Consider the following 22,989-nt stretch of genomic DNA (forward strand, 5'->3'; position numbering starts at 1 on the left):
TCCAGGATTCGCCTGCAAGCAGGCTCCTACAGAAAGCCAGAGCCATTCCGCAACTAGTTGAGATCCGCCGCGTACCGCCGCAACACCGTCAACGGCACTATTTCCAATGCCTTCACATGCGTGCGTTGCAAATAGACCCGCGGCGCCATATCGTGCTTTTGCGCTTCCAGCCAGCGGGCGGCGCAGAGGCACCAGCGGTCGCCGGGCTCGAGGCCGGGGAAGCCGAATTCCTCCATGGGGGTACTGAGGTCGTTGCCCCGGGCGCGGGAGAAATTCAGGAATTCCTCGGAGACTTCCACGCATACAGTGTGCGAGCCGAGGTCATGCTCGTTGGTGTTGCAGCAGCCGTCGCGAAAAAAGCCGGTGAGCGGGTCCGTGCTGCAGGGCAGCAGGGGATCGCCGAATACGTTGAGGGAGTCTTCCATTTTCATATCAAATTCCGGTCCACTTTAATTCTTCTTTCCGGTCCAGCAGGGCGATATCCACCAGCCGCCAGTGCAGGCCCTGGCGCTCCAGTATCAGGCGCAACTGCGCGCCGTTGTCGTCGCCGCAGTCGGCGGCGACGCGGTTGAAGTCCACGAAGTGCCAGCCCAACAGCCGCCAGTCGCCTTCGCGCTCCCGTGGGTCGGGCTCCACCGGCTCCCCGTCCGGCAGTGAATCCCGGTAGAGTTCGCGCTCGAACTCGCGCAGGTTTTTGCCGCCGCGCAGCAGGTCGCCGATGCCCTCCGGGGTTACCAGTTGGTTCAGGATAGGCACGATAAACAGGTTGGCACCGGCGGTGAGCAACTCGCTCAGTTCTTCCGGCACCGACTCGCCCATGGATTCGCGCAGCCGCTGCTGCAGGCGCAGCTTGAGATTTTCGCGCAGGGTGGGAAAGTCTATGTAGCCCCGCAGCCGCTCGATGTCCTCCGCCTCCGCGGCCCGCACTATCTGCTCCGCGGTGTACCAGGGCAGGGCGGTATAGCCGCCGGCGAACAGTGCCAGCAGCAGTGCTGAGATCAGCAATCCTTTCTTCATAGTACGCGCTCTCTCTTTTCCCGCCGCCGATCTTATAGCCTCCCGCACCGATCGCCTAATCCTGCTGTGGGATTGTCGCAGGGGGTGCGGCTGTGAGATATTGGTCGGATGGGCTCTGTGACTCTGAACAAAAAAGAACCGAGACAGGATATCAAAACAATGAGTGACATCTATAAAGCCCCGGAATCGGAGCTGACTGCGGGGGAAGAGAGTGGGGACTACGGCTCTCTGGAAAAAGGACTGGCGGGGGACTATGCGATTTCCGTCGGCGACATCATCAGCGAGGCCTGGGGCCGCATCAAGGGCCACAAGGGCACTGTGTGGCTGGGCATTCTGCTCTACGCGATCGCCGTGGGGGTTATTACCTTTATCTCCGGCCTGATCACCGGCTATCCCGCCTTCGATCCGGCGAACGCTGCGAACGTAACTCTCACTTCCTCACTGCTGCACCAACTGATTGTCACCGCCCTGTCCGCGCCGCTGGTGGCCGGGATGCTGATGATCGGCGTCAAGATCGCCCGCGATGAAACGGTGTCCGGCACCGAGGTCTTTTCTCATTTCGACAAGATAGTGCCGCTGGTTGTGTGCAATATTCTGATGTCGATTTTGATTGTCATCGGCTTTATGTTGCTGATCATCCCCGGCATCTACCTGATGGTGGCCTATATCCTGGCGATCCCGCTGATCGTGGACAAGGGCCTGGGCCCCTGGCAGGCTCTGGAGACATCACGCAAGACGATCACCAAGCACTGGTTCCCCATGTTCGGCTTCCTGCTGCTGTGCCTGGTGATCTACGTGGTGGGCGGCCTCGCGCTGCTGATCGGCCTGATCTGGGCGATCCCCACCGTAGCCGTGGCCTATGGCGTTGTGTACCGCAAAGTCTTCGGTGCCGGTCCGGAAAACGCTTAATTTGCGGGGGATGGTGGTTTGTTGGACACCGCCTACAGTATCGAGACCCCCGAGGGCATCGACCTGAAAGCACAGGCCGCCGGGCCTGTGCCGCGCATCCTCGCCTATGCGGTGGATGTCTTCTACCGCTCGCTGATCCTGCTCGCGCTCGGCATTGCGCTGGCGTTCGCCGATCGCGCGGGTACGGGGATATGGCTGCTGTGCTCCTTCCTGCTGGAGTGGTTCTACCCGGTATTCTTTGAAGTGGTGCGCAACGGCCAGACCCCGGGCAAGAAAGCCTTCGGCCTGATCGTGGTCAACGACAATCTCACCCCCGTATCCTGGGGCGCCTCCCTGCTGCGCAACCTGCTGCGCTTCGCCGACTTCCTGCCGTTCGGCTACGCCGCCGGCACTTTGTCCATGGTTCTGAACAAGAACTTCCAGCGCCTGGGGGACATGGCCGCGGGCACCCTGGTGGTCTACCGGCAGGCCGGCGGGCAGCGACCGGAGCTGCCCAAGGTCGCGCCGCTGGCGCCGCCCCGCGGCCTGCAGTTGCAGGACCAGTTGGCGGTAATCAGCCTGGCGGAGCGCCACGGCGAACTCAGCGAGGCGCGCCAACGGGAGCTGGCCGGACTGCTGGAGCCGGTGACCGGCAAACCCGGCGAAACCGGTTTGCAGTACCTGCGCGCCGTGGGCTGCTGGCTGCTCGGTTCCAGATAGATGAAACAGAACGATTTCGAGAACAAATACGGCGAGAGCTGGCAGCAGCTGGAACAGTGGCTCAAGCGCGGCGGCGATGCCGGCCTGGACCTGCCGGCGGCCTACCGCAGCCTGTGCCAGCAGCTTGCGGTGGCGGTGGAGCGCCAGTACACCAACCGCCTGATCGACCGACTCAACCAGTTGGTGATGGCCGCGCACCACCGGGTCTACCAGCAGCAGACCCTGCGCAAAAACACCTGGCTGTGGTATCTCTCCGCCGGCTTTCCCCGGGCGATCCGCGAGCAGGCCCGCTACGTCTGGCTGGCCACCGCGCTCTTCGTGCTGCCGGCGCTGGTGCTGGGCCTGGGCAGCTACTGGAACGATGCGCTGATCTACGCGGTGATGACCCCGGAGCAGGTGATGCAGTTCGAATCCATGTACGACCCGGCCAACCGCGTGCTGGGCCGCGAGCGCGGCTCCGATTCCGACCTGATGATGTTCGGCTTCTACATCAAGAACAATATCGGCATCGCCTTCCGCACCTTTGCGGGGGGCATCCTATTCGGCCTGGGTTCGATTTTTTTCCTGGTGTTCAACGGCGTCTACCTGGGCGCGGTGTTCGGGCAAATCACCCGGGTGGGCTTCGTATCAACCTTTTATCCGTTCGTGATCGGCCACGGCGCCTTCGAACTGACCGCCATCGTCTTCGCCGGCGCCGCCGGCTTGCGCTTGGGTCAGTCGCTGATCGACCCGGGCCGCCACCGCCGCCTGGTGGCACTGCGCCTAGCCGGTGTCGAGGCGATGAAAATCATGTACGGCACCTTCGCGATGCTGGTGATCGCCGCCTTCCTGGAGGCCTTCTGGTCCTCCAGTACCCAACTGGGGATTGGAATAAAACTGGGCGTGGGCGCGGCGCTGTGGCTGCTGGTGATCGCTTACTTCGCTCTCGCCGGACGCGGGGAGGCGAACCGTGGACCTTAACCGGCTGGCAGTGCGCGCACGACTGCGCTCGCCCTGGGAATCCATCGACCTGGGGGTGGCGTTGGCGCGGCGACTGTGGTGGCCGCTGTTTGTGGTGTGGCTGCTGCCGGCGGCGCTGGCGTTCGGGATCGCGGCGCTGCTGCTGCGCGACTCCCCGGGATGGGGGTTCTTCCTGGTGTGGTGGCTGAAGCCGGTGTACGACCGCCTGCCGCTGCTGATCGCCAGCCGCGCGCTGTTCGGCGAGAAAATGTCCGCCGGCGCCGCGCTGAAACAGTTCTTTTCCGTCAACCGCCGCGACTGGCTGGCGTGGCTCAGTTGGCGGCGCCTCAGCCCCACCCGCTCCTTCGATATGCCGGTGACCCTGCTGGAGCAGAGCAGCGGGGCGGCGCGGGGGGCGCGCATCGGCGTGCTGCACCGCAAGCACGCCAGCGCCGCCACCTGGCTGACGCTCACCGGGTATCACCTGGAACTGATTCTCTCCCTGGCGCTGATGGCGCTGATCTACCTGCTGATACCGGAACAGGTGGAGATCGACTGGGTGCCCTTTCTGGGCAGTGGGGAAACCTGGCTGGTGTGGGCGCTGAACGGCCTCTACCTGCTGGTGATGGCCGCGGTCGCGCCCTTTTATATCGTCTGCGGCTTCTCCCTGTATATCGGCCGGCGCATCGAGCTGGAGGCCTGGGATATCGAGATACAGTTCCGCAACCTGGTGGAGCGCCAGCGGCGCAGCGAAAAGACCGCCCCCCTGGCGGCGCAGCTGATGCTGCTGTGCGCCCTGGGCATTTTCGCCGCGGCGCCGGCGCTGCAAGCCCGCGCCGAGGCCGGGGGCAGTCCGGAACAGGCGCGGGAGCAGGTCGACGAAATCCTCGCGGGCGAGGATTTCCATCGGATGGAGACCGTCAGGGGATGGCGCCTGAAGGAGTTCGAGCGGGAGGACGAAGCCTTCCCCGAGTGGCTGATAGCGCTTATCGAGTGGCTGGAGAAGCTGTCCACGGATGAGTCTCCACAGGACAGCGGAGCCAGTTGGGGCCCGCTTGTTGCCGGATTGCTGGAAGTACTGCTGTGGATCGGCGCCGTCGCCCTGGCGGTCTACCTGCTCTGGCACTACCGCGAACAACTCGGCCGGGCGCTGAAATTCCGCAGTAAGCCCCCGCGGGAAAAAAAGGCCGCGCCGGAGACCCTGTTCGGCCTGGACGTGCGCCAGTCCAGCCTGCCGGCGGATGTGTGTGCCGAAGTGTTGCGCCTGTGGCAACAGGGCGAGCAGCGGGCCGGCTTGGGGTTGCTGTATCGCGCCACCCTGTCCCACCTGATCGAGGACTATCTCTTTGAGTTCGGCGACCATCTCACCGAGCGCGAGTGCGCGCGGCTGGTGGAGCGCCGCCGGGGCGGGAACCAAGAGCAGCCGCCGGTGAGTTCGGCGCTGAGCGGCTTCGTACAACAGCTGACCGCGGTCTGGCAGCAACTCGCCTACGCCCACCGCGCGCCGGAAACGGCGCGGGTACAGACCCTGTGCGGCCAGTGGCGGGAGGTGTTTGCCCATGACTAGGGTCTTTCTCGTTGCAACGCTGTTGATCGCCGCCGCAGCCACCGCCGCCTTCCTGTATTTGTTCGAGCGCTACAGCGAGGAGGTGGACCTCGGCTGGGGAACGGAGGCCCGGCGCAATCCCTACCTGGCCGCGGAACAGTTCCTCGCCGCCGACGGCCTGCACACCCGGCGCGGGGACAATATCTCCGTACTGAATACTCTCGCCCCCGACGACACCCTCTATCTGGCCAGCTCCAGCCAGGCGTATAACCTCAAGCGCGCGGACGACCTGCTCGGCTGGGTGGAGAGTGGCGGCCACGCCATCGTGGTGGCCCACATCGCGGGCGAGGGCGAGCGGGACTGGCTGCTGGACCGGCTGGAGGTCTCCCTGGAGGAGCGGGACGGAATCGACTTCGAGCACCCCTTCCGCGAACTCCTCGGCGAAGAGGCGGAGGAGCTCGAGGGCAAGAGCGCCAGCGAAATACTCCGCGAACACAACCGCCGCCTGCGCGAAGGGAGGCAAGAAGACGGGCAAAAGGAAGAAGAGGAGCCCGCCGAAGAGGAAGAACCGCCGCGCAATCCGGATGTGGACCCGGAGGACCTGGTCACCCTCACCACCGGAGGCGGCGACGAGTACCGGTTGCACTTCACCGGCCGCCACCTGCTCCAACACCCGGCCCTGGACGGAGAGGGGGAAGAGGTTGGCGACGGCCCCGTGTTCTGGGCCAAAATTCACCGCGATGACACCGGCGTGCCCTTTATGCAGTTCGAGCGCGGCGACGGGCTGATCACCATTGTGGCGGACGGCGGCCTCTGGCGATCGGACCGCATCGGCCATTTCGACCACGCCTACCTGCTGCGCCTGCTCGCCGCCGACGGCGACTTCGTTTTCCTCACCCGGCCGCGTTTCGATTCGCTGGGGGAGCTGGCGCGGCGCTACGCCGGGGAGTTCTTCCTCGCCGGCGCCCTGGCCCTGCTCGCCTGGCTGCTGTACCGCTCGCGCCGCTTCGGCCCCCGCGCGCCGGAACCGGAGACCGCGCGACGCTCGCTGCTGGAACATATCTCCGCCTGCGGCCACTACTACTGGCGCGCCGGGCACTGCGAAAACCTGGTGCGCCAGCAGCGGGACGCGCTGCTGCGGCGCCTGGGCGGGGAGCGGGCCAGTCCGCCGGTGCGACGCAAACTCTGCACACAACTGGCCGCCCAGACCGGGCTGGACGAGTCCGCCGTCGCCGCGACCCTCTGGGGCGACCCGCCCCGGAGCGAAGAGACCTTTACCGAACAGATGCGCAAACTGCAGCAAATCGAGGCCGCACTATGAGCGAAACCCTGAACACCCCCACAGACCAATCCGCGGAAACCGAAAAATGGCAGGCCGTCGGCGCCCAGCTGACGTTGCTGCGCAACACCATCAACCGGCTGCTGATCGGCCAGGAGGCGGTGGTGGAGCAGGTGCTGATCGCGCTGCTCGCCTCCGGCCACGTATTGCTCGAGGGGGTACCCGGCCTGGGCAAGACCCTGCTGGTGCGCTCCCTGGCCAACTGCTTCGGCGGCCGCTTCCGCCGCATCCAGTTCACCCCGGACCTGATGCCCGCGGACGTCACCGGCCACGCCATCTACCACATGGGCGAGAGCCGCTTCGAGGTGCGCCGCGGCCCGGTGTTCACCAACCTGCTGCTGGCGGACGAGATCAACCGCGCCCCGGCGAAGACCCAGGCGGCGCTGCTGGAAGTGATGCAGGAGAAGCAGGTCACCATCGACGGCGAAGCCCTGCCCACCCCCAGCCCGTTTATGGTGCTGGCCACCCAGAACCCCATCGAGCAGGAGGGCACCTATCCGCTGCCGGAGGCGGAGCTGGACCGCTTTCTGCTCAAGGTGCTGATCGATTTCCCCAGCCTGGAGGCGGAATTGAAACTGGCCGCGGCGGCGAGCAGCGGGCGCATCGAGCAGCAGCTGCAACAGCCGGTCGGCCTGCTCACCGTCGAACAGCTGCAACAGTTGCAGGCCCTGGTACCCAAAGTCGCGGTAGACCAGCAGGTGTTGCACTACTCGGTGCGCCTGGTGCGCGCCACCCGCGAAAGCGCGCAGCTGCGCCGCAGCGCCGGCCCCCGCGCCAGTATCGGCCTGTTGCAGGCGGCCCGCGCCCAGGCGCTGATCCAGGGCCGCGAGTTCGTGCTGCCGGATGACGTCAAGGCCATGGCCATCCCGGTGATGCGCCACCGCGTGGGCCTGTCGCCGGATATGGAGATCGACGGCGAGACCGCCGATTCGGTGCTGGCGCAGATTATCGACACCGTGGAAGCGCCCCGACTGTGAGACCGAGCCGCCGCCTGGTAATACTGCTCGGCTACTGGTGCCTGGCGGCGCTGGCGGTCAGCGCCGCGCGCATCTGGCTGCCCCGCGCCGCCGACGGGCTCGCCGCCGCCTGGTGGTGCGCCGGCGCCCTGCTGCTGGGGGCGGCGCTGCTGGACTGGCTGGTGGGGCGCAAAGTGTGGGGAGCGGAGGGCGAACGGCGGCTCCCCGGCAACCTGGCCCTCGGGGTTGAGAACCGGGTGCGGCTCACCCTGCGCAATTTCGGCCCGCGCCCGCTTGCGCTGCTGGTGAGCGACCAGCTTCCCGACCAGCTGCACAGCCGCGCACTGCCGCGCCGCGCGCAGCTGGATTGCAACCAGGAGGTGGAGATCGACTACCCCCTGGTACCGCACCATCGCGGCCGCGCCGACTTCGGCCGCATCGAAGTGCTGGCGGACGCCCCCTGGGGACTGTGGCAGAAAAAAGTGCTGCTGGGCGAACCGCAGATGGTAAAGGTCTACCCCAATTTCCTCGGCATCTCCTCGCTGCAGGCGCTCAGCACCGAGCAGAGCCTGCGCTACCTGGGCCTGCACCAGCAGCAGCGCCGCGGCGAGGGCATGGATTTCCGCCAGTTGCGCGAATACCGCCGCGGCGACAGCCAGCGGCAGGTGGACTGGCGGGCCAGCGCGCGCATGCGCAAGCTGATCAGCCGCGAGTACCAGGACGAGCGCGACCAGGAAATCGTCTACATGCTGGACTGCGGCCGCCGCATGCGCACCAAGGACGGCGAACTCAGCCATTTCGACCACGCCCTCAACGCGCTGCTGCTGTCCGCCTACGTGGCGATCAAGCAGGGGGACGCGGTGGGCCTGCACGCCTTCGCCACCGGCGGCGGCGACGGCGAACTGCCGCCGGTAAAGGGGGAGGGCGGTATCAACCTGCTGCTCAACCACGTCTACGACCTGCACTCCGGCACCGCCCACAGCGACTTCAGCGGCGCCGCCCAGCAGCTGCTGGCCCGGCACCAGCGCCGCGCCCTGGTCATCCTGGTGACCAACCTGCGCGACGAGGACAGCGACGAACTGCTGGCCGCGGTGCAGCTGCTGAGCCGCCGTCACCTGGTGATGGTCGCCAGCCTGCGGGAGACCGCGCTGGATAACCTGGTGCGCGAACCGGTGCGCGACTTCGACAGCGCCATCGACCGGACCGCCGCGCGGGATTTCCTGCACCGCCGCGCACGCCTGCTGCAACAGCTGCGCGCGCGCAACGTACTGGTGGTAGACTCAGAGCCGGCGCAATTGCATATGGCGCTGGTGGAGAGCTATTGGCGCCTTAAGCGCAGCGGTAGAATCTGAGCAGTACAAGCGGGATTGCGTAGGGTGCGCCGTGCGCACCAGAACGGTCCGGGCGCAGTGCCGGCGCACGGCGCACCCTACTGCACTATTGGCGCCTTAAGCGCAGCGGTGGGATCTGAGTTCGTAGTTATCCTGAAACTCTGATCGCGGCCATGGGCGGATGGCCGCCCCGCCGCTCCTACAGCCGGAAATAACCCTTGTAGGAGCGGCCCATGGCCGCGATCAGACCCGCTGTCGAAGCCGAACCCGATAAGTACGATGGCACAACGCAGAAATTTTAATTTACACCGCTGGCAGGCCGTACTGCTGCTGGCGGTATTCCTCGCGGTGCGCGGCCTGGTGCCCGCGGGCTTTATGCCCGCGCCGCTGGCCGGCGGCGCTCCCTACGGATACTGCCACGGCGACAGCCGCAGTGCGCTGCTGCTCGAACTGCTCGCCCCGCGCCACAACGGCCACCACCATCCGGCCGGCCACCAGCACGATGCGCCCACGGCGCAGAATTTTGCCGACAACCACTGCAGCTTTTCCTCCGTCGCCACCGCGGCGGTTACCGGCTCTGCGGAAATTTTCCCGAGTATCGCCGGGATTTCCCCTTCCTTTGCCGGCCCCGTTCAAAATGCCGCTCAAAGGCACCGCTATTTTCTGCCGCCCGAGCGCGCCCCTCCCAATTTCCTGCATCTCTAGAAAGAAAAACGTAACTACTCACCCCTGTAGGAGCGGCGGGGTGGCTCCCTTAAGCCAACGCACATTCCCTGCGAGTGAGCAGTTACGAAAAAACTTTTTAATTTGCGCACTGCAAAACGTTTGCGGTGCGCGAACCTATGGCAGGAGAAAATCCGTGAAACACTTCAATTTGACTTTGCTGGCCGTAGCGGCCGGCTTCGCCACCCAATCCGCTTTTGCCCACGATAACAAAGCGCCCTTCTATCTACCTGAAGGCCACGCCCCCGCCGGGGTGATGGCCGATCACCTGCACGCGAAAGGTGAGTGGATGTTCGGCTACCGCGCCGTGCGCGACGAATATTCCGGGGTCTATCGCGGTTCGGACGAGGTGGGTGCGACGGACCTGGTCGCGGCCGGCTATTCGATGATGCCCACCGGTATGACCATGGAAATGCATATGCTGGACATCATGTACGCGGTGTCCGACGACCTGACCCTGATGCTGATGCCCCAGGTCATGTCCATGGAAATGGACATGGCGATGACCGGCGGCGGCCACGGCGATATGCACGGCGGCCACGAGATGGGCAGCCACAGGGGCCGGGTTTCCGGCACCGGCGACACGGTGGTAGGCGGACTCTTCCGCTTGGCGGACGCCGGCGCCCAGCGGCTGCACGCAACCCTGGCGGTGAGCGCGCCCACCGGTTCGGTGAACGAGAAAAATGCCGACGGCACCTTCGTCCACTACGGTATGCAGTTGGGCACCGGCACCTGGGACCTGATGCCCTCCCTCACTTACACAAGCGCCCTGGACAGGCTGAGCTGGGGAGCCCAGCTCTCCGCGCGTCTGCCCATGGAGAGCGAAAACGATTCCGGGTTTGTCTTCGGCGAACGCTACGGGGCCAGCGCCTGGGGCGCCTATCGCGTGGCCGACTGGCTGAGCCTGTCGGCGCGGTTGCAGTACTCCAAAGAGGGGGATATCGACGGTCACTACACGGGCCCGCACAACCACTCGAGCCCGGCGGATCTGCAGGGCAACTACGGCGGTGAGATGCTGGACCTGGGGCTGGGTTTCAATCTGGTGGCGCAGGGAGGTGCACTGGCCGGTATACGCTTGGGGCTGGAGTGGGTGGAGGATATTTCCGCGCACTACAACGGCTACCAGTTGGCGCGGGAGGATGGGGTGAATATGAGCCTTTCCTATGCTTTTTAGTTAACCTGAAAGCCTGATCGCGGCCATGGGCGGCCATCCGCCCATGGCCGCGATCAAACTTGCCGGCTTGTGCTAAAAACGGTAGCTGAGATTGAGCGTCCACGTACGCAGGTGCCCCAGGTCAACCCCCGCCACCCGATCGATATCGTTGTAGTTGTACTCCAACGAGGTATCCAAATCGTCCGTCCAGTTGTAGCGATAGCCGACTCCGGCGTTCCAGTAGCTCCGCTCGTCGTGGTCGTCCACCAGGAACACAAAGCCGTGCTGCTCCACGGTGTCCACGTCGAACTCGCCGTAGTTCCAGCCCGCCATCCAATAGAGGCACTGCACGTCGCAGGCGAGGCTGAAATCCACCTTGAAGTTGATGCCGTACTGGTCGACGGAAACACCGCTACCGTCGAAATGGGAGTAGCGCAGCTCCACCTGCCAAACTCCCACCGTGGGCGTGATGCCGATACTGGCGAGGCCAAAAAAATCCTGGTCGTTCTCGATCTGCAGATCGCCCTGCCCCGAACCGAGGGTAGTAATCACCCGGTACTCGCCGGCGCAGATACCTTCGATGGGGTTGTTCCACCCTATCGCGCCGGCTGTGGATGAGGTGAGAAAAGCGAGGACAAACAGGATTTTTTTCATCACAACCTTCCTTGGTGCAAACGATTTACCGACCGGTATTCAGGGTTCGGCGCTGGGGGACGGGTGGGAATGTGCCACGTCGATAATGGCCCAGATGCCGCCGGCAAAAGCCGGGTTGTTGCGCAGGGTTTCGATATTGCCCGGCGTCGGCGGCGCCTTTCCAGCGGCGCGCACTTCTTCCAGGCGCTGCAAAATGGTTTCCGCCATTTTCTGCAGCGTGGCGTCGAGGGTGTCGGCGTGGCAGTGGCAATGGGGCAGGTCCGGCGCTATGGCGCCGAAGCCGGCGTATTCAATGTTGTGAACCACAACCGGATAACGCATCGGACGTTACTCTTTTACATTAACGTACCAAGCGTAGACGGCTTTCAGTTTTTCGTGGCAAATTTGCGCGCGAAAAAATCCCTTCCAGTACCCTCTCCCCCTTGGGGGGAGAGGGTTAGGGAGAGGGGGAGCCGGTCAGCGGGGAATGCGGCCTAGCAGCGCGCGGCGGGAGAAGATCATCTCCCGGTAGGTCTGCAGCAGGGAGATGTCCAGGTCGGTCTCCGCGCCCTGCAGCTCCTCCAGTTGCCGGTTCAGCCAGGTGATTTCCACTTCCAGCTGCTGGCGCAGCTTGCGGGTCTCGCTCTCGCTGATGTTGACGTGAGCGCTGCGGGGGCGGGTCATGGCTCTACCTCTACCAATACAGACAGCCGGGCGAACCGGGTCGCCCGAAAACTTGGCTTACAGTAGAGCTTAGACGAAATTGGTTATTTTATGAGCAATTCTCGCCAGGGGAATCCGGAATCGCCGATGACGTAGAAGTGGGGATTGAGCAGGGAATCCTTGGTGTTGTAGCGCAACAGCTGGAACTTGTCATCCACGACCACGCCTCCCGCGGCCTCCACCACCGCCTGGGCGGCGGCGGTATCCCACTCGCAGGTGGGCGCCAGGCGCGGGTACAGGTCCGCGGCGCCCTCAGCCACCAGGCACAGTTTGAGCGAACTGCCCATATTCTTGCAGGCCACAGTGCCCAGTTCGGATTCGATACACTCCACCAGCCGGTCCACGGCGCCGGCGCCGTGGCTGCGGCTGGCCACCAGTTCCACCGGCTCGCCGGCCTCCAGGCGCGGCGCCAGGCTGCGCACGCGAATCGCCTGTTCAGTCCCGGCGCTGCGCTTGAAGGCGCCGTTGTTTTTGCAGCCACCGTAGGTGATATCCAGCACCGGTACGTGCACCACCCCCAGCACCGGCTCGCCGCCCTCGATCAGCGCCACGTTCACGGTGAACTCGCCGGTGCGGCGGATAAATTCCTTGGTGCCGTCCAGCGGGTCGACGATCCAGTAGCGCTTCCACTGGCGGCGCTCGCTATAGGGCGGGAATTCCTGTTCCTCGGAGAGCACCGGCACACCTTCGATCAGCGCCGCCAGCGCCGGCGCCAGCAACCGGTGGGCGGCCAGGTCTGCGGCGGTGACCGGGGAATCGTCCGCCTTGGTATCCACTTCCAGCTCGGCGCTGCTGTTGTACACCTCGAGGATCGCCTCGCCCGCGCGGGTGCAGATGTCGATCACCTGCTTCACCAACACCTTCGTATCCAACGCCTTGTCCATAATCACTCCAACTTGTATGAGCGGGGGATTATACGCATCGGCTGCGGCGATCCCACCGGTAAACCGACCGCAGGGTGCGCCGTGCGCACCGGGGCTCGGCTCCGCAGTGGTGCGCGCGGCGCACCCTACGGCTCAACTTGAACAATTTTTCAGGCGGGAAAGAACCCCTCGATAGACAGGTACCGCTCGCCGGTGTCGTAGCTGAATATCAGCACCCGGCTGCCGGCGGGAAGCTGGTCCTGGCGCTGTTTTACCGCCGCCAGGGTGGCGCCGGAGGAGATGCCGACGAAGATGCCTTCCTTCAGGGCGCACTGTTGAGCCATCTCGAAGCTGTCCTCCTCGCTGACCAGGATAACGTCGTCGAGGGCGTCGATATTGAGGATTTCCGGTATAAAGCCGGCACCGATTCCCTGCAGCCGGTGCAGGCCTTTCTCGCCACCGGTAATCACCGGCGATTTCTCCGGCTCCACCGCGAAGGTCTTCAACTCGGGGAAATGCTCTTTCAGCACCTCACTGCAGCCGGTGATATGACCGCCGGTGCCGACGCCGGTGATCAGGTAGTCCAGCCCCTCGGGAAAATCCGCGAGGATTTCCTGTGCGGTCCTCTCCCGGTGCGCCTTGACGTTGGCGGGGTTGTTGAACTGCTGCGGCATCCAGCTGTTGGCGTTCTCCTCCAGCAGCTCCCGGGCCCGCTCGATGGCGCCACCCATGCCGCGCTCCTTGGGCGTCAGCACGATTTCCGCACCCATCGCCTTCATGATCTTGCGCCGCTCCACCGACATGGATTCCGGCATGGTGAGAATCAGCCGGTAGCCGCGCACCGCGGCCACCATCGCCAGGCCGACGCCGGTGTTGCCGGAGGTGGGCTCGACAATCACCCCGCCGGGCTTGAGTTCGCCGCTGGCCTCCGCCTCCTCCACCATCGACAGTGCGATGCGGTCCTTGATACTGCTGCCGGGATTGAAGCGCTCCACCTTCATCCACACCTCGATATCCGGGCGAAACAGGTGATTGATGCGGACGTGGGGTGTGTTGCCGATGGTTTCGAGAATATTGGCTGCCTTCATGCGCGACGCTCTCCTGATCTGCCTGTCGGATAACCTTTGCCAAATACTGCCCCACACAAATACAAGAAAAACGCGCGAAAAGCCATGACCGGGTCCCCCGCAACCGTCGCGAATCCGCTGTCACAGTCCCGCCGCACCGCTACTGGCCTTCACGGCGCGTGCGGCGATCTATCCGGGTGCCTTTCTGCTCGCGCAACTGATGCTGCTGTACGGGCTGGGCCGCGCGCGGGCATAATGGGGGCATTAATAAGGGCGACAGGAACATGGCCTATACGAGAGGTAAACTGACCCCATGCTCGACTGGCAAGACGTCGATACGGTGCTGCTGGATATGGACGGCACCCTGCTCGACCTGCACTACGACAACCACTTCTGGCTCACCCACCTGCCCAGGCGCTACGCGGAGATCCACGATATCCCGCTGGCACAGGCGGAAGAGCGGTTGGGCGCGCAGATCGACGCCCGCCGCGGCACCCTGGAATGGTACTGCCTGAACTTCTGGTCCCGGGAACTGAAACTGGATATCGCCACCATCCTGCGCGAGATCGAGGACCGCATCGCCCTGCGCCCGCAGACCGAATCCTTTCTCGAAGGGTTGCGCCAATTGAACAAGCGCGCATTTCTGGTCACCAACGCCCACCCGGACAGCCTGGCCCACAAGCTGGAGATCACCGGCATCGACCGCTGGCTGGACGGCATCGTCTCATCCCACGACCTGGGCCACGCCAAGGAGAGCGGACATTTTTGGGCCGCGCTGCGGCAGCATATCGACTTTGAGCCCTCCCGCACCCTGTTCGTGGACGACAACGAGAGCGTACTCGCCGCCGCCCGCGACTACGGCATCGGCCGGTTGCTGTGCATCCGCCAGCCGGACAGCCGCGGCCCCATGCGGGTGATCGCCGATTTTCCGGCGATTCACCAGTTCGATGAGATAATGATTATTTGAAACGAGCCGCGGCTGGTTCTCGCCGCTCCTACGGGCACAAATCCTTTCAATTGAGTAATCAAACCCGCACCTGAATGGACAAAGTACGCATCGACAAGTGGCTCTGGGCCGCACGCTTTTACAAAACCCGCAGCATCGCCAAACAGGCCATCGAGGGCGGCAAGGTGCACGCCGACGGCCAGCGGATCAAAGCCAGCAAGGAGATCACCACCGGCATCACCCTGGGCATCCGCCAGGGATGGGACCTGGTGGAAGTGGAGGTGCTGGCCCTGTCCGACCAGCGCCGCGGCGCCGATGTCGCCCGCACCCTGTACCGGGAAACCGAGGCCAGTATCGCCAGGCGCGAGCAGGCTAGCGCCGAGCGACGGGCCGGCAACGCCGGCATCCGCAGCGAGCGCCCCAACAAGAAACAGCGCCGGCAGATTCACCGCTTCCTGCGCGACCAGGACTAGTGTTAGTGACACCAGCGGGCCGCTAAGCAGCTAGGTACCATACAGGACACTAGGGAATTTTCGCCCGCAGGCAGACTCCTACAGGAGTACTGCACCAACTGCTAAACTCGCCACACCAAGCAATAACTTCGCCGCCCATGATGAAACGACTAGCCCCCCTCGCCCTCCTGCTTCTGATATTCACCCAGCCCGCCGCCGCCGACAGCCGCGAACGGGAGCAGCTCAAGCGCTCCATTATCAAGATCTACACCACCGCCGCGGCGCCGGACTACTTCAATCCCTGGGCACTGCTCAACGCCCAGCAGCTGTCCGGCTCCGGCGCGGTGATCGATGGCGAGCGTATCCTCACCAACGCCCACGTGGTGGCCAACGGCAGCTTTATCCAGGTACAGCGCCACGGGGACGCGAAGAAATTCCGCGCCCGGGTGCAGTTTGTATCCCACGATGCGGACCTGGCCCTGCTCACCGTGGAGGACGACAGCTTCTTCAAGGGCACCCGCCCCCTGGCCATGGGCGAACTGCCGGACCTACAGGAAGAAGTCACGGTGTACGGCTACCCTATCGGCGGCAAGTCCCTGTCCATCACCCGCGGTGTGCTCTCGCGGGTTGAACACCAGTACTACGCCCACGCCGAGAGCTACCTGATGGCCGGGCAGATAGACGCCGCCATCAATCCCGGCAACAGCGGCGGACCGGTGATCTCCAACGGCCGTATCGTCGGCGTGGCGATGCAGACCAACCAGAGCCAGGGCGCCGAGAACCTGGGCTATTTCGTCCCGCCCAGCGTGATTGAGCACGTGCTGGAGGATGCCGGGGACGGCGTGCACCAGGGCTTCCCCGAGCTGGGTGCAATCACCCAGAGCATGGAGAGCCCGGCCATGAAGCAGGCGGCGGATCTCGACGACAGCCAGGAGGGCGCGCTGATCGTGAAGGTCTTCGAAGATTCGCCCGCAGCCCAGGTATTGCGCCCGGGGGACGTGCTGCTGGAGGTGGACGGCTACGCGGTGGCCTCGGACCGTACCGTGGAGTGGAGCGAGAACCAGCGCACCAACTACCACTACGCGGTGGATCAGTACCACGTGGGCGACCAGCTGCCGGTGCGCTTCTCCCGCAACGGCGAGGTGCGCAGCGCGCAGATCGAACTGGCCGCAGCGCCGCCGTCGCGCTCGCTGGTGCTGAGCGAACAGTACGACCAGCGCCCGCGCTATTACATCTACGGCGGTGTAGTGTTCGTGCCGCTGAACATGAACCTCATCAAACGCTGGGGCAACAACTGGCACTCCAAGGCGCCCATCGACTACCTCTACGCGCGCAACCAGTGGGGCGACGCCCGGCGCCGCGAACTGGTGGTGGCGCTGAAGGTGCTGCCGGCGGCGGTGAACCTGGGCTACCACGACTGGAAAAACTGGATTATCGATTCGGTCAACGGCTCGCCGGTCGCGGACTTCGAGGAATTCGCCCAGTTGATGGAAAGCAATGAGCAGTCTTTCGTCGAGTTGCGCGACCAGGCCGGCTATCGCATGGTGCTGGACGCCGCCGACGCGCGCGAACAGCAGCCCTTCATACTGCAGACCTATCACATCCCCAACCGCCACTCCCAGGGATTGTTCAGCACCCTGGCCCAGGGGGAGGGCGGCGAGTGATCGGCGGCCAGTGATCAGAGGAAAAGAAATCGTGATAAGAGCAGGGATTGGAATTATCGCATTGTCGCTGTCGGCCGCCATGGCCACCGCCGAAGAGGTCTACCGCTGGGTCGATGAAGAGGGCAAGGTCCACTTCGGCGACCGCCCGCCGGCGCAGGCCGCGGCGAAAAATGTCGAGGGCGAACTGCGCCCCATCAACAGCGCCGATGGCGGCGCCCCGCAGAAGGCCCCCCGACAGCAGGACAAGCTGCAACAGGAGTACGAAAGCCGCCGGCAGAGGAAAGAGCTGCAGCACCGGCAACAGATGGCCCGAGCCTGCCACAACGCACGCAGGCAACTGCGCATTCTCCAGGGCCCCGTAACCTTCGTGGGCGGAGACGGCAAAGAAGTGAAAATGACCGAGCGCGAGCGGCAGCGGCAGGCGGAGCTGTTGAAGCGGGAGATCAGCCGCGTTTGCGGCTGAAGCGGCACCCCCCTAAAATCCCGCGTTTTTTGCCGAGGCAATCCGTTCATGTCAGACCAGCTGGAACGCTTTATCTTTTCCCACCACGATATCCGCGGCCAGGTGGTAACCCTCACCAAAGCCTACCGCGCCGTGCTGGAGAACAACCGGCTGCCGCAACCGGTCGCCCAGCTGCTGGGGGAGTTCCTCGCCGCCGCCTGCCTGCTCTCCACCACCCTCAAGTTCGAGGGCCTGCTGATATTGCAGGCCCGCGGTGAGGGCGACGTACCGCTGATCCTCGCCGAGTGCACCCACCACAGCGACCTGCGCGGTATCGCCCGCGTGGCCGAGGGCGCGGAGATCGCCGGGGGCGGCACCCTGCGCGAGCTGATCGGCCGCCGGGGCGTGCTGTCGATCACCCTGGACCCCCGGCAGGGCGAACGCTACCAGGGCATAGTGCCGCTGGAAAAGGACACCCTGGCCGAGTGCCTGGAGGACTACTTCACCCAGTCAGAGCAGCTGGCCACGCGCTTCTGGATCGAATCCAGCCCCGACACCGTGGGCGGCATCATGCTGCAGGTGCTGCCGGGCAACAACGCCGCCGCCGAGGCGGAGAATCACGACGCCTGGGAGACCGCCCAGCACCTGGCGGAAACCGTCACCGCGGAGGAACTGCACAGTCTGCCGCACGACCAGCTGCTGCACCGCCTGTTCCACCAGCTGGCGCCGGCGCATCTCGGCACCGCCAATATCCGCTTCAAATGCAGCTGCTCCCGCGAGCGCAGCGCCCGCGCACTGGTTTCACTGGGGCCGGAGGAGGTCTACAAGCTGCTGGAAGAGCAGGGTGGAGAGATAGCCGCCGACTGCCAGTTCTGCAACAGGCAGTACCGCTTCGACCGGGAGCAGATAGAGGCCCTGTTCAGCGCCCCGCCGCACACGATGCATTGACTCGGGACTCGGGACTCGGGACTCGGGACTCGGGACTCGGGACTCGGGACTCGGGACTCGGGACTCGCAATGAGTGTGCCCTGTAGGAGCGGCGGGGCGGCCATCCGCCCATGGCCGCGATCAATCTCCGGGTATCTACCGAACTCCGATCGCGGCCATGGGCACCTACAATGGCGCCATCGCCAAACAAAAATCCATGCAATTTATTATCTAAAAATTCATAATAAACAAAACAAATAAAACAACGCAAAATTTTCCCTGATAGCGTTGTCATCGAATAAAAAATGACCAGACTTGCTATCCGGGTAATTTGAAGTTTGCCATAATGCGCCCCCGAATTTGCCCGGTCGCCGCTTTCTGCGCCGGCCCGACTACTTTCTTTAGATACAACACGGGTAATCGACGAATGGCACAGATGGACGACACGGCGCAGATTTTCAGGAACCTGGCGCCAGCGCAATTGGTGGAACAGGCGCTGGCGCGCGGTGAGGGCAGGCTCTCCGAAACCGGCGCGCTGGTAACGGAAACCGGCGCCCGCACCGGCCGCTCCCCGGCGGATCGCTTTATCGTTGAAGAGCCCTCCACCGTCGACAGCATCGACTGGGGCAGCATCAACCGGCCCTTCCCGCAGGACAAGTTCGACGCCCTGTGGAAGCGGGTAGACGAATTCGTCGCCGGCGGCGACAGCTTCGTGCAATTACTGCACGTGGGCCAGGACGAGGACCACTACCTGCCCGTCGTCGTGACCGCGCAGACCGCCTGGCACAGCCTGTTCGCGCACAACATGTTCATCCGCACCGACAAGTACAATCCCAAAGGCAAGGAGGAGTGGCGCATATTGCACGCGGCCAATTTCGTCTGCGAGCCGGAGCGCGACGGCACCAACTCCGACGGCTGCGTGATTATCAACTTCGCCGCGCGCAAGGTGCTGCTGGCCGGCATGCGCTACGCCGGAGAGATGAAAAAGGCCATGTTCTCCGTGCAGAATTTCCTGCTGCCGGAAAAAGACGTGATGTCGATGCACTGCGCCGCCAACGTGGGCAGAGACGGCGATACCTGCCTGTTCTTCGGCCTCTCCGGCACCGGTAAGACCACCCTGTCCGCCGACCCGGAGCGCTACCTGATCGGCGACGACGAGCACGGCTGGGCCAAGGGCGCGGTGTTCAATATCGAGGGCGGCTGCTACGCCAAGACCATCAACCTGAGCCGCGAGAACGAGCCGGTGATCTGGGAGGCCATCCGCTTCGGCGCCATCGTCGAGAACGTGGTCACCGACGAAAGCGGCGTGCCGGACTACGACGACACCAGCCTCTCCGAGAACGGCCGCTGCTCCTATCCGCTGGAACACGTGGAGATGCGCCAGCCGGAAAACCGCGCGGGCGAGCCAAAGAACGTGATCTTCCTGACCTGCGACGTGTCCGGCGTACTGCCGCCGGTGTCCATTCTGTCCAAGGAAGCCGCCGCCTACCACTTCCTGTCCGGCTACACCGCCCGCGTGGGCTCCACCGAACTGGGCGCGGAGGCGGGCATCCACCCCACCTTCTCCACCTGTTTCGGCGCACCCTTCATGCCGCGCCCGCCGCGAGAGTACGCCGACCTGCTGATGAAACGCATCGAGGACTTCGGCTCCAGGGTCTACCTGGTCAACACCGGCTGGACCGGCGGCGCCGGCGGCTCTTCTCAAAACCAGGGCAAGCGCTTCCCGATCCCGGTGACCCGCGCGGTGGTCGCCGCCATCCAGAGCGGCGCGCTGGAAGATGTCGAGACCGAGCACCTGGATATCCTCAACCTGGATATCCCGCTGGAGGTGCCGGGCGTGGACAAGGGCTACCTGAACCCCCGCGGCGCCTGGGCCGACACCGCGGCCTACGACCAGCAGGCGCGCAAGCTGGCCGGGCTGTTCGCGGAGAATATTGAGAAATTCAACGTGAGCCACGAGGTGAAAGCCGCGGGACCACAGGCCTAAGTCCCAGTGTCCTGTCCGTCTTTTGCAAGTTTCCCATACGAGGCTGGCCGGCAACAGGCGCCGGCCCGGTTCGACCATGATCGACTCATCCCCCATCTACGCCATTCCCGGCACCATGTGCGACCAGCAGCTGTGGCAGTTTCTGCGTCCGCAGTTGGAGCAACCGCTCGTTCACATCCCGATTCCCAATGCGGACTCGGTGCCCGGACTGGTGCGGGCGCTGTTGGCACAGTTGCCCGACACGCCGGTGGATCTGCTGGGTTTTTCCCTGGGCGGTTACCTTGCCGCAGCGCTGGTAGTGGCGGCGCCGGACCGCTTTGCGCGGGTCATGGTCTCTGCCAACAGCCCCTGCGCCCTACCTGTAGACGAAGTGAAGCAACGGCGCCAACTTTTGGCCTGGGTTCAACGTCAGGGCTACGGCGGCCTGAGCGACCGCAAGATCGCGCAGATGGTGGCGCCGGCCAACCTGGCCAACCGCGCCATCACCGACTGCATGAAGGCCATGGACCAGCGTCTGGGACAGGCCGTCCTGGTGTCCCAGTTGTCGGCCACCAGCGATCGGCGGGACCTGTACAAGCCGCTGGCGGCGCTGGGCGCAAAGGTGACTTACTGCTACGGCGAGCTGGACCGGCTGGTGAACCGCGACTGGATGGCCGCCATTGCCCGCCACGCTCCCGTATGCGAGCTGCCCGGAGCGGGCCATATGTTGCCGCTGGAGGCCCCGGCGCTGCTGGCACGGGAAATCAATCACTGGCGGATCGCGTCCATCGCCCCCCAGACCTGATCCCCGTCCAGCCCCAAATTGGCACAAAGATAAGCCGCTTCTCCTTGTAGGATGGGCAGTGCCCATCTTCCGGGCCTGAATGGCACTAAGCTAAGCTCCGAGCTGCTCCTGCCCTGAGGATTGCGCTGTAGGAGCCTGCTTGCAGGCGAACATTCCCGGTACCTTGCCGCGACCTCAATTCGCCTGCAAGCAGGCTCCTACAGGGGGATTCCGCTTAACTTAGTGCCATCCCTTCCGGGCCTTGATGGGCACGCTGCGCTTTGCCCATCCTACAAAAGTTGCCCTGCCGTCCCTTAACGCAGTGCCATTCAGTCCGGCCCCCAAGAGCCGCCGCAGAGCAATCTGCGGCGGCTTTTTGTTTTTGGTGGCTATAGTGATTGAAGGAATAGCGCGATACACGGCCCATGTCACTACCTCCAATCAACCCTATAACGCCGCTGCTCTCCCGCTTCCGCCGGCTGTCCCGCGGGGAAAAGACCAACTGGGGAGTACTGCTTGCGCTCATGGCGCTGCTGTTGGTGGTGGTGGTCGCCCTGTGGTTGTACCTCCACCTGAAATCCCTGGAAAGACCCTATTACGAACTCAAAGGCTACCGTGTGGCCGACCATCGCAGCCTCAAAGCCTTCCTGCGCCGGGAGGAGAACCGCGCGCAGCTGGCCCAGCTCACGGATTTCCTCGAGCGCGCGGGAGTGGGCGAGGTAACCCCGCCGGCAAACCTGCTGCGCCAGGGCCCCGACTGGCTGGATATCGAGGAGCCGCCGTTTGCCCTTCCACCGCAGGACCAGTGGCGCAATATGATTGCCACCCTGGCGATGGTGCGCGACCGGGTGAAGCCGGCTGTGGGCCCGGTGGAGATCGTCTCCGCCTATCGCAGCGACAGCTACAACCAAAAGGCCGGCGGTGCCAACGGGCGGGTCCACGGGAGCTTTTGTGCCCTGGACCTGGTGCCCCAATCCAATATCAGCCGCAAGGAACTGATAGAGGAGCTGCGCAGCCTGCACGCGCGCCTGGGCCCCGAGAGCAATTTCGGCCTGGGGGTCTACAGCGATGTGCGCTTCCACGTGGACACCTGTGGCTACCGGAGCTGGTGAGTGATGGATTCTCCCTATGGACATACATGAGAGGAAGGACGAAGAGTACGTCGACATCCATATCGAGCGCCGCCGGTTTATCTGGATCAGTATACTGGTGCTTATCGGCCTGCTCTCACTGGTGGTGCTCACCGTAGACAAAATCCGGGAACTGGCCGAGCGCGTCGTCACCCCGGAGGAGTACAGACCCACCCCGGATGTCTACGACATCCAGGGCTATCCCGCCGCCTCGGAAAAACTATTCGAAGAATTCCTGAGCCGCGGCGACAACCGCTTACGCTTCGCCATGCTGGAGAAGTATCTGCAGTTCAAAAGGGTGGACAAGGTGGTGCCCCCCTACGAGTTGCTGCGCCAGGGCAGCGACTGGCTGCTGGTAGGCGAGCCGCCCTTCGCCATTCCGCCTATGGAACAATGGGGGACCATGGTGAACACCCTGCGCGTGATACAGCGGGAAATCATTCCGCGCATCGGCCCGGTCGTGGTGCTCTCCGGCTGGCGCACCCCCCACTACAACGGCAAGGCCGGCGGGGCCAATGCCAGCAAGCACCTGCACTTCTGCGGCGTGGACCTGGTGCCCCAGCACAAATTCACCCGCAAACAGCTGCTGCCCGTACTGCGCAAGATCCATAAGAAATCCGGCAAGCAATGGAACATGGGGCTGGGCATCTACAGCGGCATCCGCTTTCACGTGGACACCTGTGGCTACCGGCGCTGGTAAAAACTGCTCCGATCTGCTTTCATTGGCCCGCGAAACCAACAAGACGTAGGGTAGTCATCCACCGGCATTCGGTAGCGGAT

At 64.2% G+C, this 22,989-nt stretch carries 25 protein-coding genes; 18 read left to right on the top strand and 7 right to left on the bottom strand.

Features of this window, described 5'->3' with window-relative positions; all coding sequences use genetic code 11:
• Positions 1–53: 53 nt before the first annotated feature.
• Complete coding sequence (locus ACRC0P_RS18350) at positions 54–431, bottom strand: DUF2237 family protein (protein WP_438632753.1); 378 nt, start codon at positions 429–431, stop codon at positions 54–56.
• A gap of 1 nt (position 432) precedes the next feature.
• Positions 433–1,017 carry a DUF2939 domain-containing protein gene (locus tag ACRC0P_RS18355; RefSeq protein ID WP_438632754.1) on the bottom strand — a complete coding sequence of 195 codons (585 nt, stop codon included), beginning with the start codon at positions 1,015–1,017 and terminating at the stop codon, positions 433–435.
• A 159-nt stretch (positions 1,018–1,176) separates the two neighbouring features.
• On the opposite strand from ACRC0P_RS18355, the gene ACRC0P_RS18360 reads away from it, so the two are divergent.
• From ACRC0P_RS18360 to ACRC0P_RS18400, 9 genes are all read left to right on the top strand, one after another.
• A complete protein-coding gene (locus ACRC0P_RS18360) occupies positions 1,177–1,926 on the top strand; it encodes a hypothetical protein (RefSeq protein ID WP_438632755.1) in 750 nt (249 codons plus the stop codon).
• An 18-nt stretch (positions 1,927–1,944) separates the two neighbouring features.
• Positions 1,945–2,625: an RDD family protein gene (locus ACRC0P_RS18365; protein ID WP_438632756.1), complete on the top strand. Its 681-nt coding sequence runs from the start codon at positions 1,945–1,947 to the stop codon at positions 2,623–2,625.
• The gene (locus ACRC0P_RS18370; RefSeq protein WP_438632757.1) at positions 2,626–3,585 is read left to right on the top strand and encodes a stage II sporulation protein M; all 960 of its coding nucleotides are present in this window, start codon (positions 2,626–2,628) and stop codon (positions 3,583–3,585) included.
• Positions 3,575–5,131, top strand: coding sequence for a DUF4129 domain-containing protein (locus tag ACRC0P_RS18375; protein WP_438632758.1), 1,557 nt, complete (start codon positions 3,575–3,577; stop codon positions 5,129–5,131). Before ACRC0P_RS18370 ends, ACRC0P_RS18375 begins: the two co-directional genes overlap by 11 nt.
• A complete protein-coding gene (locus ACRC0P_RS18380; protein WP_438632759.1) occupies positions 5,124–6,431 on the top strand; it encodes a DUF4350 domain-containing protein in 1,308 nt (435 codons plus the stop codon). The genes ACRC0P_RS18375 and ACRC0P_RS18380 overlap by 8 nt, the downstream gene beginning before the upstream one ends.
• Complete coding sequence (locus ACRC0P_RS18385; protein ID WP_438632760.1) at positions 6,428–7,426, top strand: AAA family ATPase; 999 nt, start codon at positions 6,428–6,430, stop codon at positions 7,424–7,426. The genes ACRC0P_RS18380 and ACRC0P_RS18385 overlap by 4 nt, the downstream gene beginning before the upstream one ends.
• Positions 7,423–8,757 carry a DUF58 domain-containing protein gene (locus ACRC0P_RS18390; RefSeq protein ID WP_438632761.1) on the top strand — a complete coding sequence of 445 codons (1,335 nt, stop codon included), beginning with the start codon at positions 7,423–7,425 and terminating at the stop codon, positions 8,755–8,757. The genes ACRC0P_RS18385 and ACRC0P_RS18390 overlap by 4 nt, the downstream gene beginning before the upstream one ends.
• 258 nt (positions 8,758–9,015) lie before the next feature.
• Entirely contained in the window at positions 9,016–9,441 is a 426-nt protein-coding gene (locus tag ACRC0P_RS18395; RefSeq protein WP_438632762.1) for a hypothetical protein, read from the top strand.
• 154 nt (positions 9,442–9,595) lie between these two features.
• Complete coding sequence (locus ACRC0P_RS18400) at positions 9,596–10,633, top strand: hypothetical protein (RefSeq protein ID WP_438632763.1); 1,038 nt, start codon at positions 9,596–9,598, stop codon at positions 10,631–10,633.
• A 72-nt stretch (positions 10,634–10,705) separates the two neighbouring features.
• Here the strand turns inward: ACRC0P_RS18400 and ACRC0P_RS18405 are convergent, their stop codons facing one another.
• The 5 genes from ACRC0P_RS18405 to cysK form a co-directional block, all read right to left on the bottom strand.
• Positions 10,706–11,266, bottom strand: coding sequence for an outer membrane protein (locus ACRC0P_RS18405; RefSeq protein ID WP_438632764.1), 561 nt, complete (start codon positions 11,264–11,266; stop codon positions 10,706–10,708).
• 39 nt (positions 11,267–11,305) lie between these two features.
• Positions 11,306–11,587: a type II toxin-antitoxin system HicB family antitoxin gene (locus ACRC0P_RS18410; RefSeq protein ID WP_438632765.1), complete on the bottom strand. Its 282-nt coding sequence runs from the start codon at positions 11,585–11,587 to the stop codon at positions 11,306–11,308.
• Between the two features lie 135 nt (positions 11,588–11,722).
• A complete protein-coding gene (locus ACRC0P_RS18415) occupies positions 11,723–11,929 on the bottom strand; it encodes a hypothetical protein (protein WP_183458065.1) in 207 nt (68 codons plus the stop codon).
• 83 nt (positions 11,930–12,012) lie between these two features.
• Positions 12,013–12,852 (bottom strand): 3'(2'),5'-bisphosphate nucleotidase CysQ, encoded by an 840-nt coding sequence (cysQ, locus tag ACRC0P_RS18420; RefSeq protein WP_438632766.1) that lies wholly within the window; start codon positions 12,850–12,852, stop codon positions 12,013–12,015.
• A 149-nt stretch (positions 12,853–13,001) separates the two neighbouring features.
• Positions 13,002–13,919, bottom strand: coding sequence for a cysteine synthase A (gene cysK / locus ACRC0P_RS18425; RefSeq protein ID WP_438632767.1), 918 nt, complete (start codon positions 13,917–13,919; stop codon positions 13,002–13,004).
• Between the two features lie 292 nt (positions 13,920–14,211).
• Here cysK and yrfG point away from each other — a divergent pair, with 292 nt between their 5' ends.
• The 9 genes from yrfG to ACRC0P_RS18470 all read left to right on the top strand — a co-directional run bounded on the left by yrfG (position 14,212) and on the right by ACRC0P_RS18470 (position 22,909).
• The gene (gene yrfG / locus ACRC0P_RS18430) at positions 14,212–14,865 is read left to right on the top strand and encodes a GMP/IMP nucleotidase (RefSeq protein WP_438632768.1); all 654 of its coding nucleotides are present in this window, start codon (positions 14,212–14,214) and stop codon (positions 14,863–14,865) included.
• A gap of 74 nt (positions 14,866–14,939) precedes the next feature.
• Entirely contained in the window at positions 14,940–15,317 is a 378-nt protein-coding gene (locus tag ACRC0P_RS18435) for an RNA-binding S4 domain-containing protein (RefSeq protein ID WP_438632769.1), read from the top strand.
• Positions 15,318–15,454: 137 nt separating this feature from the next.
• Positions 15,455–16,960, top strand: a complete 1,506-nt coding sequence (locus ACRC0P_RS18440; protein ID WP_438632770.1) for a S1C family serine protease — start codon at positions 15,455–15,457, stop codon at positions 16,958–16,960.
• A 31-nt stretch (positions 16,961–16,991) separates the two neighbouring features.
• Positions 16,992–17,423, top strand: coding sequence for a DUF4124 domain-containing protein (locus ACRC0P_RS18445; RefSeq protein ID WP_438632771.1), 432 nt, complete (start codon positions 16,992–16,994; stop codon positions 17,421–17,423).
• Positions 17,424–17,471: 48 nt separating this feature from the next.
• Entirely contained in the window at positions 17,472–18,350 is an 879-nt protein-coding gene (gene hslO / locus ACRC0P_RS18450) for an Hsp33 family molecular chaperone HslO (RefSeq protein WP_438632772.1), read from the top strand.
• 406 nt (positions 18,351–18,756) lie between these two features.
• The gene (locus ACRC0P_RS18455; protein WP_438632773.1) at positions 18,757–20,316 is read left to right on the top strand and encodes a phosphoenolpyruvate carboxykinase; all 1,560 of its coding nucleotides are present in this window, start codon (positions 18,757–18,759) and stop codon (positions 20,314–20,316) included.
• A gap of 76 nt (positions 20,317–20,392) precedes the next feature.
• Entirely contained in the window at positions 20,393–21,100 is a 708-nt protein-coding gene (locus ACRC0P_RS18460) for an alpha/beta fold hydrolase (RefSeq protein ID WP_438632774.1), read from the top strand.
• A gap of 404 nt (positions 21,101–21,504) precedes the next feature.
• Positions 21,505–22,191: a D-Ala-D-Ala carboxypeptidase family metallohydrolase gene (locus ACRC0P_RS18465; RefSeq protein WP_438632775.1), complete on the top strand. Its 687-nt coding sequence runs from the start codon at positions 21,505–21,507 to the stop codon at positions 22,189–22,191.
• A gap of 16 nt (positions 22,192–22,207) precedes the next feature.
• Positions 22,208–22,909: a D-Ala-D-Ala carboxypeptidase family metallohydrolase gene (locus ACRC0P_RS18470; RefSeq protein ID WP_438632776.1), complete on the top strand. Its 702-nt coding sequence runs from the start codon at positions 22,208–22,210 to the stop codon at positions 22,907–22,909.
• The last annotated feature ends 80 nt before the right edge of the window (positions 22,910–22,989 follow it).

Origin of the sequence: Microbulbifer sp. (assembly GCF_051659245.1) — a bacterium.
Lineage (GTDB): Bacteria > Pseudomonadota > Gammaproteobacteria > Pseudomonadales > Cellvibrionaceae > Microbulbifer.

Excerpts from the sequence above, each read along its gene's own strand:
- ACRC0P_RS18350 (WP_438632753.1), bottom strand. The coding sequence starts at position 431 with ATGAAAATGGAAGACTCCCTCAACGTATTCGGCGATCCCCTGCTGCCC.
- ACRC0P_RS18355 (WP_438632754.1), bottom strand. The coding sequence starts at position 1,017 with ATGAAGAAAGGATTGCTGATCTCAGCACTGCTGCTGGCACTGTTCGCC.
- ACRC0P_RS18360 (WP_438632755.1), top strand. The coding sequence starts at position 1,177 with ATGAGTGACATCTATAAAGCCCCGGAATCGGAGCTGACTGCGGGGGAA.
- ACRC0P_RS18370 (WP_438632757.1), top strand. The coding sequence starts at position 2,626 with ATGAAACAGAACGATTTCGAGAACAAATACGGCGAGAGCTGGCAGCAG.
- ACRC0P_RS18380 (WP_438632759.1), top strand. The coding sequence starts at position 5,124 with ATGACTAGGGTCTTTCTCGTTGCAACGCTGTTGATCGCCGCCGCAGCC.
- ACRC0P_RS18385 (WP_438632760.1), top strand. The coding sequence starts at position 6,428 with ATGAGCGAAACCCTGAACACCCCCACAGACCAATCCGCGGAAACCGAA.
- ACRC0P_RS18395 (WP_438632762.1), top strand. The coding sequence starts at position 9,016 with ATGGCACAACGCAGAAATTTTAATTTACACCGCTGGCAGGCCGTACTG.
- ACRC0P_RS18405 (WP_438632764.1), bottom strand. The coding sequence starts at position 11,266 with ATGAAAAAAATCCTGTTTGTCCTCGCTTTTCTCACCTCATCCACAGCC.
- ACRC0P_RS18410 (WP_438632765.1), bottom strand. The coding sequence starts at position 11,587 with ATGCGTTATCCGGTTGTGGTTCACAACATTGAATACGCCGGCTTCGGC.
- ACRC0P_RS18415 (WP_183458065.1), bottom strand. The coding sequence starts at position 11,929 with ATGACCCGCCCCCGCAGCGCTCACGTCAACATCAGCGAGAGCGAGACC.
- cysQ (WP_438632766.1), bottom strand. The coding sequence starts at position 12,852 with ATGGACAAGGCGTTGGATACGAAGGTGTTGGTGAAGCAGGTGATCGAC.
- cysK (WP_438632767.1), bottom strand. The coding sequence starts at position 13,919 with ATGAAGGCAGCCAATATTCTCGAAACCATCGGCAACACACCCCACGTC.
- yrfG (WP_438632768.1), top strand. The coding sequence starts at position 14,212 with ATGCTCGACTGGCAAGACGTCGATACGGTGCTGCTGGATATGGACGGC.
- ACRC0P_RS18435 (WP_438632769.1), top strand. The coding sequence starts at position 14,940 with ATGGACAAAGTACGCATCGACAAGTGGCTCTGGGCCGCACGCTTTTAC.
- ACRC0P_RS18440 (WP_438632770.1), top strand. The coding sequence starts at position 15,455 with ATGATGAAACGACTAGCCCCCCTCGCCCTCCTGCTTCTGATATTCACC.
- hslO (WP_438632772.1), top strand. The coding sequence starts at position 17,472 with ATGTCAGACCAGCTGGAACGCTTTATCTTTTCCCACCACGATATCCGC.
- ACRC0P_RS18455 (WP_438632773.1), top strand. The coding sequence starts at position 18,757 with ATGGCACAGATGGACGACACGGCGCAGATTTTCAGGAACCTGGCGCCA.
- ACRC0P_RS18460 (WP_438632774.1), top strand. The coding sequence starts at position 20,393 with ATGATCGACTCATCCCCCATCTACGCCATTCCCGGCACCATGTGCGAC.
- ACRC0P_RS18465 (WP_438632775.1), top strand. The coding sequence starts at position 21,505 with ATGTCACTACCTCCAATCAACCCTATAACGCCGCTGCTCTCCCGCTTC.
- ACRC0P_RS18470 (WP_438632776.1), top strand. The coding sequence starts at position 22,208 with ATGGACATACATGAGAGGAAGGACGAAGAGTACGTCGACATCCATATC.